Here is a 9,490-nt window from a genome sequence, read left to right as displayed (position 1 = left end):
CAATTAATGCCTAGTTCATCTAATTCAGCAGGTATTAAAGGTTTTAACTTATCCGAAGAAGGTAATAAAAACTTCTCTGTTTTGTGTTTCTTTATTAACTTGGTTAAATCTGTAAACGTCCTTGTGCCAACATAAATCTTACGTTTTCTATACACAACATATTTTTGTAAATAATAAGCTACGGCCTCAGATTGACAAAAATATTTCATAGAATCTGGCACTTTAAAGCGCATTTCTTCTGCAACTCTAAAAAAGTGATCTACAGCATTTCTGCTTGTTAAAATAATTGCAGTAAAGTTTTTAAAATCAATTTTATGTAACCTTATATCTTTAACCGTAATCCCTTCAACATGAATAAAAGATCTAAAATCGATTTTTACTTTTTGTTTGTCAGACAAATCAAAATAAGGTGAAGTTTCTGTCTTGGGAGCAGGTTGTGATACTAAAATTGTTTTCACTCTCATATGCTTTCGTTCTATAATTAAAACATCATTTTAAACAATATAAATAGCGGGGCTATTTCAACGGCGCAAATGTACAAAATAAAATAAAACAACTTATTAAATATCAGCTTTTTGTTACTTACTATATGAATTACAAATCTTACAATAAATAACAAGGCTGCAAAATAAAATAAATACCATTGTTTTAAACCTATATATTCACTTAAAACTATTGCTAAATATAGTAAAAATGTAATTGTATGTAAATAATTAACCTTTGAAACAATGAAAAAACGCACGTCTCTTTTGATTAAAAATAAGTAAAAAAGCAAATACTCTAAAGTTCTTTTAATTAAAAAATAAGATAATAAACTTAAAAAACGGGCAGATAAGACGAAAAGCTTGATACATTTATTGATAATCTATACGTTTTAAAGCGATACGCTAATAGGGATAATACAATTACCGTAAACATGAAAATTACGATCTTAAAGGAGTCAAAAAAGCTTGTATTTTCTTCAGACTCGCTTTCTATAAAGTTGATATTAAACAAACTAAAAACACTTCCTTTTAATCTATTGGTGTCTAATGCTTTTAATAAAACTACGCCTATAAATAGTAGCATTATTAATGCTGTAACCCAACTCTTAGTAGTTATTATTTTTTCTAGTGCTTGCAAGTAGTTTTCATTTCGTTATGATTAACACAAAATTAGTAATTATATAATGTATATTTGTTTTCTTACTTACATATATTATTTATTTATGTCTGATTCATTAGTTATTATCCCCACTTACAACGAAAAAGAAAATATTGAAGCTATTATAAGAGCCACTTTCAATCAAAGAAAAGCATTTCATATCTTAATTGTTGATGACAATTCTCCAGATGGAACTTCAGAAATTGTTAAAAATCTTATTACGGAATTTCCAAAACAGCTTTTTTTAGAAAAAGAATTGGTAAACACGGCTTAGGAAGTGCTTATATTCATGGATTTAGGTGGGCAATTGAAAAAAAATACAATTATATTATAGAAATGGATGCCGATTTTTCTCACAATCCAAAAGATTTAATTCGTTTATATAATAAGTGTTATAAAGACGGCGCAGATGTTTCTATTGGGTCAAGATATTCGCAAGGTGTAAATGTTGTTAATTGGCCAATGAAACGAGTACTTTTATCTTATTTTGCATCAAAATATGTGCGTTTTATAACCAGAATTCCGGTTTTTGACACAACTGCAGGCTTTGTTTGTTGGAAAAGAAATGTGTTAGAAACCATTAATCTTGATAAAATTAGGTTTGCTGGTTATGCTTTTCAAATTGAAATGAAATTTAAAGCTTGGAAACATAAATTTAATATAAAAGAAGTTTCAGTTATTTTCACTGACAGAACTTTAGGAACGTCTAAAATGAGCGGAAATATTGTGTTTGAAGCACTTTTTGGAGTAATAAGAATGCGTTTAAAAGGCTTACCAAAATAAATGATAAACAAACCTATTTCTATTAGAACTGCAAATTTAGATGATTTAGAAACTTTGTTACAATTTGAACAAGGAGTTATAGGGTTCGAAAGACCTTTAGATTCTTTTTTGGCGGATGGTGATTTGTGTTATTATAATATTCCGCAATTAATTACTTCGAAAAAAAGTCATTTAATTGTTGGGGTTCTTAATGATGAATTAGTTGCTTCTGGATATATTAGATTAGAGGATTCTAAAGAATATCATAAAAATTTAAAGCATGGTTATATTGGTTTTATATTTGTAAAACCTGCGTTTAGAGGACAAAGAATTAGCAGTCTAATTTTAGAATCTTTAAAAGGCTGGGCAAAAGAAAAAGACTTGAAAGAGCTAAGGCTAGATGTGTATAGTAACAATGTTGGCGCTATAAAAGCTTATGAAAGATTCGGACTTATAAAGAGTTTAGTAAATATGAGAATGGATATTTAAAAACGCGATTAATTAGGCATAACATTAAAAACATCAATAATAAAGTTTGCGAAAACCTTTGTGTAATTGCTATTAAATAATAATGAGAATGAAGAAATCAATTTTAATAAAAAACGCAAAAATTGTAAATGAAAATACTATTTTTTTAGGTGATGTTCTCATTGAAAATGAAATTATAAAACAAATTTCATCAGAAATAAAAGCTCCCGTCAATGTAGAAATTATTAATGCGGATGGGAAGTATTTAATTCCGGGTTTTATAGACGATCAAGTGCATTTTAGAGAACCTGGTTTAACACACAAAGGGAATATTGCAGCAGAAAGTAGAGCTGCTATTGCTGGCGGAATTACAACTTTTATAGAAATGCCAAACACAGTTCCGCAAGCGACCACTCAGAAATTATTAGAAGATAAATTTACAATTGCTGCAAAAGATTCGTACGCAAATTATTCTTTTATGTTTGGTGGTACCAACGATAATTTAGAAGAATTATTAAAAACGGATTCTAAAAAAGTAGCCGGAATTAAATTATTTTTGGGGTCGTCTACCGGAAATATGTTGGTGGATAATGAAGAAATTTTAGAAAAAATTTTCTCATCAACCAAAATGATTATTTCTGTGCATTGCGAAGACGAAGCGACCATCAGAAAAAACACGGAAGAGTTTATTGAAAAATATGGCGAAGATATTCCTATAAAATATCATCCAATAATTAGAAGTGAAGCCGCATGTTATTTGTCTTCATCCAAAGCAATTGAACTGGCTAAGAAAACAGGAGCAAGGTTGCACGTTTTTCACTTATCCACTGCTAAAGAAACGCGTCTTTTTAGAAACGACATTCCTTTAGAAGAAAAGCAAATTACATCAGAAGTTTGTATTCATCATTTGTGGTTTTCAGATAAAGATTATGAAGAAAAAGGAACGCATATTAAATGGAATCCTGCGGTAAAAACAGAGGCAGACAGGTTGGGTTTATGGGAGGCTTTGTTAGATGACAGAATTGATGTTATTGCGACAGACCATGCACCACACACTTTAGAAGAAAAAAGTAATAAGTATTTAAAAGCGCCAAGTGGTGGACCGCTTGTACAACATGCAATCGTTGCAATTTTAGAGAAAGTAAAAGAAGGCATAATTTCAATTGAAAAAGCAGTTGAAAAAATGAGCCATAATCCTGCAAAATTATTTCAAATAGAAAAACGCGGATTTATAAAAGAAGGTTATTTTGCTGATATCGTTTTAATTGACACGAACAAACCACAAACTGTTTCTAGAGATAATCTCTTATACAAATGCGGCTGGTCTCCTTTTGAAGGAACAACATTTTCATCCACCATAACGCACACATTTGTGAATGGAAATTTAATTTATAATAATGGTGTTTTTAATGATGAAATTAAAGGAAAACGCATCACTTTTAATCGTTAAAATGAAGAAAATAAGTTATTTATTAATTTTTATATTTTTGGTTTCTTGCACAAGTAATACTATTTTAGAAGAACCAAAAGACTTAATTCCCAGAGATACAATGCGTCTTTTAATTCAAGAAATGATGATTGCATCTTCCGCTAAATATGTTAAAAATAAGAATCTAGAAACTAAGATTGAATACATGTCTTTGGTCTACGATCAATTTAAAATTGATAGTGCCCGTTTTCAAACTAGTAATGTGTATTATATGTCTAAAATAGATTTGTATCAAGAAATTTTTGAGGACGCGAAAGCTAGCTTAGAAAAAGAGAAAAAAATATACGACGATATAAATACTAGACGAGATTCGATACGAAATGACTCTCTAAACAAGGTTAGGGAAATTAAGAAAAATAACATAAAAGAGGATAGTTTGGTGTTAAATAAAAAAGATTTTAAGGTAAAGAATGCTCTTTAATATAGTTTTTACAAATCTCTTCAACTGATTTTTCTGTTTTTTCAAATTTAAAATTAAGTATTTTTTCTATTTTTTCTGATGAATATTTAGAAACTGCATGTGCAGATCTAGCCGAATATTTACTTAATAAAGGTTCTTTTCCTGTAATTTTTGATAGGAGCCAAGCAACTCGCCAAAAGATATTGGTTTGCCAGGATTTTATTTTTTTAGAGGGTCGTTTTTTACCAAAAGCATCTGCAATTAAAAAGAAGATTTCTTTAAATGATTTGTTTTGAGAAACTAAAATAAAACGTTCGTTTTTAACATCGGAATTCATTAACAAAATCATTGGTTTTACAACATCTTGCACAGACACAAAACCAGTAATTCCTTCGGTATAAAATTGAAATCCGTTATACACTTGAGAGAATAATTTTCCTGAGCCAGCAGTCCAAAAGCCACTTCCTAAAATAACTCCGGGGCTTACAATTACTACATCAACACCTTCTTGACTTGCCCGCCAAACTTCCATTTCTGCACCAAATTTGGTAATAGAATAGCCGCTATTATTTAGCTCTTTATTCCATTCGTGTTCTTCGGTACTGAGATCTCCTTTTAACGAATTTCCAACAGTCGCAATAGAACTCACATAACACAATTTATCAATTTTTGCATCAATACAAAGATTTACAATAATTGCAGTTCCATGAATATTTATTTTTCGCATTTCTCGATAATCCTTTGGGTTAAAGGAAATAAATGCAGCACAATGATACACGTGTGTTACATCAAAAAAAGCGGGAATCATAGAAGGAACATCGGTAATATCGGCTAAAAACCATTCAATTTTATTGAATAAATTTTTGTCATCCGTATAAAAAGAAAAGACATTTTTCACCTTTACTAAAGACGATTCTGTTCTATAAACAGCTCTAATTGTATCATTTTGTAAACTTAAATGATACAATAAATGCGAACCAACCAAACCCGTGCCTCCAGTAACTAAAATCATAGTGCTAATTTATGATTTTTTCATTGATAAGTTTATCTTTGTAGCGTTAAAAAGTAGTTATTTAACTTGTTTAACAATGTTGAATTTAGAGTTTGGAAATCGATAAAAAACTTCGATAAGCTAAGTTTAACAGACATATTTTAAATTAATTATAGATTTATAATGACAAATTTTGTTGAAGAATTACGCTGGCGTGGACTATTGCACGATATTATGCCAGATACAGAAGAATATTTACTAAAAAATAAAACTGCTGGATATATTGGTTTTGATCCAACTGCAGACTCACTGCATATTGGTAGCTTGGTTCAAATTTTTATTTTGAAACATTTTCAAAATGCAGGCCATAATCCTATTGCTTTAATTGGTGGAGCGACTGGTATGGTTGGCGATCCTTCTGGAAAATCTGCAGAACGTAATTTATTAGATGAAGCTACTTTAGCTAAAAATATTGCTGGTGTTAGAGAAAACTTAGAACGGTTTTTAGATTTTGATGCGTCCGTAGAAAACAAAGCGGAACTGGTAAACAATTACGATTGGATGAAAGATATTTCATTAATCGATTTTGTAAGAGATACAGGAAAACATATTACTGTAAATTACATGATGGCAAAAGATTCTGTAAAGAAACGGTTGAGTTCTGAATCTTCTGAAGGAATGAGTTTTACCGAATTTACCTACCAATTATTTCAAGGATACGATTTTTATCACTTGTACCAAGAGAAAAATTGTAAACTGCAAATGGGTGGTTCAGATCAGTGGGGAAATATTACTACTGGAACAGAATTAATTCGTAGAAAAGCGCAAGGAAAAGCGTATGCAATTACAGTTCCTTTAGTTACAAAAGCAGATGGAACAAAGTTTGGAAAAACAGAAGGAGGAAACGTTTGGTTAAATGCTGATAGAACATCGCCTTATAAATTTTATCAATATTGGTTAAATTCTTCGGATGAAGATGCAGAAAACTTTATTAAAAAGTTTACATTTTTAGACAAAGAAACGATAGAAAATTTAATTTCTGAACACAGAAAAGATCCCGGATTTCGCTTGCTACAAAAGAAATTAGGTGAAGAAGTTACCATAATGACGCATGGAAAAGAGGCGTATGAAAATGCTTTAAAAGCGTCTAGTATTTTATTCGGAAAATCTACAGCTTCTGATTTGAAGTCTTTAGATGAACAAACTTTTTTAGATGTGTTTGATGGCGTACCACAAGCAACTGTATCTATTGCTGATGTTGAAGAAGGGTTGGATATGATTGGCGCTTTAGCAGCAAAAACTAACTTTTTAAATTCTAATGGTGAAGCAAGAAGAGCGTTAAACGAAAATGCAATTTCAGTAAATAAAGAAAAAGTAAAAGAAGATTTTACAATTACTAAAGAAGATTTAATTGCAAATAAATATGTGTTATTACAACGGGGTAAAAAAACATATTATTTACTAGTAGTAGAGTAACATTAACTTTATAATAAAAAAAAGCTGAATTAATTCAGCTTTTTTTTTATTATAAATTTTGGTCTAGAAGAGTAAAAATATTAATTATCTATTATTTTAAGCCAGTTTTTATTTGCTTGTTTCTGTAACTTTTCTGCTCCTTCCTTTTTCCATAACTCAAATGTATTTATTCCCCAAGAATCGTAAAATAGGTATAATTTGCCATCTCTAATTTCGAAAGTTTTAGGATTCACAGCTACCTTTTCAGCTTTTACACCAAGGGCATAGGCACAATAACCGCCATATTGCGGAATGTATTTTTTAGGAGATTTTTTAAATATTTCTAAATTCTCTTTTGATGAAAACTTAAATTTTACTTCGTCAAATTCTGTGGTAAATTCTTTATTTCCTTTTTCGGCTTTGTTATTAAAATAAGAAACAACGTCATAGCCTTCTGCAACAAATCCTTGTTTAGTGTTGTAGTTTTGTGCAAAAAAAGTAGTAGAAGTTGATAATAATAAAATAGTTATAAAGTGTTTCATTGAGTTCTTATTTTTATAATTGTCGATAAAATGAAATGAACATTACAAAACTATAACACCATTAAATTACAACCTCGAATATCTGAATTATCAAAACGACCAATAATTTCAAAGGTTCCGTTTTGGTAAACTTTCCCTAAATCTTGCGTGGCAATAAATGAGCAAGAATTGTAGTTTGCCAAATCGATTATATTAATTCCGCCAGCTTTTTCTGTTGGCAAAATAGTTAAAGCATCTTCGGTGTCTCTGGTTAAAATTTTCATCCAAGGTGGCGTTTCAAAAACACCGTTTCCCTTAGAATACGCCTGACTTAATAATTCTGTCATTCCGTATTCTGAGTGAATTTCACCAACCCCAAAGCCATCTTGTAACAATTGATGCAATTCATTTCTGATGAGTTCTTTTCTTCGCCCCTTCATACCGCCAGTTTCCATAATGATGGTGTTTTTAAGCTTAAACTGGTATTTTTCAATCAAATCTAACAACGCAAAAGAAACGCCAATCAACAATACTTTTTGCCCTTTTTTATCAAGATTTAGGAGTTTTTTCGCCAATTCATCTAAGTTATTTAGATAAAAACCACTTTCAGAATTTTTAGATTTTGCAATTAAATCATCCACCATAAAAACCAAAGAAGAGCCATTTCTTTCTAAATAATTTGGTAATAAAGCAAGTACAGTATATTCTTCAATGTTTCCGTAAAAATTCGCAAATCCGTTTAAATAACTCTGTTTGTAAAAATTAATATCCGTTACAAAATGTTTACTGGTAGCACTTCCTGTTGTGCCAGAACTTGTAAAAGTTTCTTCTACTTTTTCTGTTGATGAAAGTACTTCTCTTAACTTAAAAAACTGAATTGGTAAAAACGGAATTTGTGCTACTTTTGTAACATCCGAAGGGTGTCTATTAATTAAATCGCAAAAAGAACGATATACTTTATTGTTTTTAAACTGGTGTTTAAAAACTTCAAGTGCAGCTTTTGTAAACTGCTCATTAGACTTTATGTTAAAAATAGTTTCTTGCATAGAATAGTGCAAAAATAAGATTATTAGACGCAACCTTCTCAAAGTTTTTTCATCTAATAATAAAGAACTCAATATTATGAAAACTAAAACAGCCTTTTTATCATTATTTCTTACAGTTTTTCTATTTTCTTGCGAAATTAACAATCAAAGTAATGAAATAATTATAGATCCTAATAATAGTTTATTAATTGGCAATTGGGCAGAGGCTAATTACCAAGATGAACAAATAACTTTTACTCGAGTAAATTCTTTACCAAATGATTCTTACGGAATATTATTTAAAAAAAATGCTATTTTTACGGAACGCTCTTCTGGTTGGTGTGGAACGCCACCTTTAACATTTAGTGATTATGTTGGAACTTGGGAATTCGCAGAAGAAGGTCTTGTAAAGATAACCACAACTTCTTTTACAGGAGATTTTCAATGGCGAATTTTAGAACTTTCAGAAGAAAAATTGGTTGTAAAAAGAGAACTTTCGTCACAAGAAATAGAACATAGAAGTTTAATGGATTTATTTAATGAAATTCAAAATTTGTCCTACAGTGTTTCTTGTTTAAATGCTACTGATTGGTCTTTTGTTGCTTATGGATCAAAAGCTTGCGGAGGTGCTCAAGGTTATATTGCCTATTCATCGCAAATAGATACTGCTTCATTTCTAAAGAAAATAGAAGCATATGCACAAGCCGAAAAAGATTTTAACTTTAAATGGGGTTTAATTTCAGATTGTTCAATTACAAATCCTCCGACTTCAGTAAAATGTCAAAACGGAATTCCAACACTAATATATTAATTAAAATAAAAAAAATGAAAAAATTTACACTACTTTTATTTGGATTACTTGTTTTTTACTCTTGTTTAAACAATGATAAGGACGAACTAAATTATTCGTTTGACTATTTACCAATAGATGAAGCGATAGCGCCTGTAAGTTTTACCTATGGTCAAATAGATACAATTACAGTAAAATATTCTTTGCCAAATGGATGTTATCATTTTAATGAAATATATTATGAAACTATAGATACTACGAGAATTGTTGCTATTTCTGCGTTCGTAGAATTAAATTCTCATTGTACACTTGCAATTATTCAAGAAGAAAAGAAGATTCCAGTAAAAGCTTCACAAGTAGAAGATTATGTTTTTAAGTTTTATAAAGGAAAGGATAGTAACGGTGAAAATATTTTTGAGGAAGTTGTAGTTCCTGTAAATTAGAAC

General features: G+C 30.0%; 12 protein-coding genes and 1 pseudogene. 7 read left to right on the top strand and 6 right to left on the bottom strand.

The genetic code is table 11. The features are described 5' to 3' along the window. From BST83_RS16695 to BST83_RS19670, 3 genes are all read right to left on the bottom strand, one after another. A partial coding sequence (locus tag BST83_RS16695) for a uroporphyrinogen-III synthase (protein WP_205853599.1) occupies positions 1-464 on the bottom strand: 464 nt, incomplete at its 3' end. 17 nt (positions 465-481) lie between these two features. Then, positions 482-775 carry a DUF4271 domain-containing protein gene (locus BST83_RS21585; RefSeq protein ID WP_496559618.1) on the bottom strand — a complete coding sequence of 98 codons (294 nt, stop codon included), beginning with the start codon at positions 773-775 and terminating at the stop codon, positions 482-484. 41 nt (positions 776-816) lie between these two features. Next, positions 817-1,068: a hypothetical protein gene (locus BST83_RS19670; RefSeq protein ID WP_146092188.1), complete on the bottom strand. Its 252-nt coding sequence runs from the start codon at positions 1,066-1,068 to the stop codon at positions 817-819. Positions 1,069-1,207: 139 nt separating this feature from the next. Here BST83_RS19670 and BST83_RS16685 point away from each other — a divergent pair. From BST83_RS16685 to BST83_RS16670, 4 genes and pseudogenes are all read left to right on the top strand, one after another. After that, positions 1,208-1,926 (top strand): annotated as a pseudogene (locus BST83_RS16685) (polyprenol monophosphomannose synthase). After that, positions 1,927-2,394 carry a GNAT family N-acetyltransferase gene (locus tag BST83_RS16680; protein ID WP_104808305.1) on the top strand — a complete coding sequence of 156 codons (468 nt, stop codon included), beginning with the start codon at positions 1,927-1,929 and terminating at the stop codon, positions 2,392-2,394. An 88-nt stretch (positions 2,395-2,482) separates the two neighbouring features. Next, entirely contained in the window at positions 2,483-3,823 is a 1,341-nt protein-coding gene (locus tag BST83_RS16675; protein WP_104810926.1) for a dihydroorotase, read from the top strand. Then, positions 3,783-4,283 carry a DUF4296 domain-containing protein gene (locus BST83_RS16670; protein ID WP_240614798.1) on the top strand — a complete coding sequence of 167 codons (501 nt, stop codon included), beginning with the start codon at positions 3,783-3,785 and terminating at the stop codon, positions 4,281-4,283. Before BST83_RS16675 ends, BST83_RS16670 begins: the two co-directional genes overlap by 41 nt. Here BST83_RS16670 and BST83_RS16665 read toward each other — a convergent pair. After that, a complete protein-coding gene (locus BST83_RS16665; RefSeq protein ID WP_104810754.1) occupies positions 4,261-5,274 on the bottom strand; it encodes an SDR family oxidoreductase in 1,014 nt (337 codons plus the stop codon). The two genes, BST83_RS16670 and BST83_RS16665, sit on opposite strands and share 23 nt — an antisense overlap. Before the next feature lie 162 nt (positions 5,275-5,436). Between BST83_RS16665 and tyrS the strand changes: the two genes are divergently transcribed. Then, positions 5,437-6,729: a tyrosine--tRNA ligase gene (gene tyrS, locus BST83_RS16660; RefSeq protein ID WP_104810753.1), complete on the top strand. Its 1,293-nt coding sequence runs from the start codon at positions 5,437-5,439 to the stop codon at positions 6,727-6,729. Between the two features lie 80 nt (positions 6,730-6,809). On the opposite strand, the gene BST83_RS16655 is transcribed toward tyrS, so the two are convergent. Together BST83_RS16655 and BST83_RS16650 are read right to left on the bottom strand one after the other, a co-directional pair. After that, positions 6,810-7,250: a YHS domain-containing (seleno)protein gene (locus BST83_RS16655; RefSeq protein ID WP_104810752.1), complete on the bottom strand. Its 441-nt coding sequence runs from the start codon at positions 7,248-7,250 to the stop codon at positions 6,810-6,812. Positions 7,251-7,300: 50 nt separating this feature from the next. Beyond that, positions 7,301-8,275 carry a LuxE/PaaK family acyltransferase gene (locus BST83_RS16650; RefSeq protein WP_104810925.1) on the bottom strand — a complete coding sequence of 325 codons (975 nt, stop codon included), beginning with the start codon at positions 8,273-8,275 and terminating at the stop codon, positions 7,301-7,303. 76 nt (positions 8,276-8,351) lie between these two features. Between BST83_RS16650 and BST83_RS16645 the strand changes: the two genes are divergently transcribed. Then, complete coding sequence (locus BST83_RS16645; protein ID WP_104810751.1) at positions 8,352-9,065, top strand: hypothetical protein; 714 nt, start codon at positions 8,352-8,354, stop codon at positions 9,063-9,065. 14 nt (positions 9,066-9,079) lie between these two features. Next, entirely contained in the window at positions 9,080-9,487 is a 408-nt protein-coding gene (locus BST83_RS16640; protein WP_104810924.1) for a hypothetical protein, read from the top strand. Positions 9,488-9,490 lie beyond the last annotated feature (3 nt).

Source organism: Polaribacter filamentus (genome assembly GCF_002943715.1).
Lineage (GTDB): Bacteria > Bacteroidota > Bacteroidia > Flavobacteriales > Flavobacteriaceae > Polaribacter > Polaribacter filamentus.
This window is presented reverse-complemented; position numbering and strand designations above follow the sequence as displayed.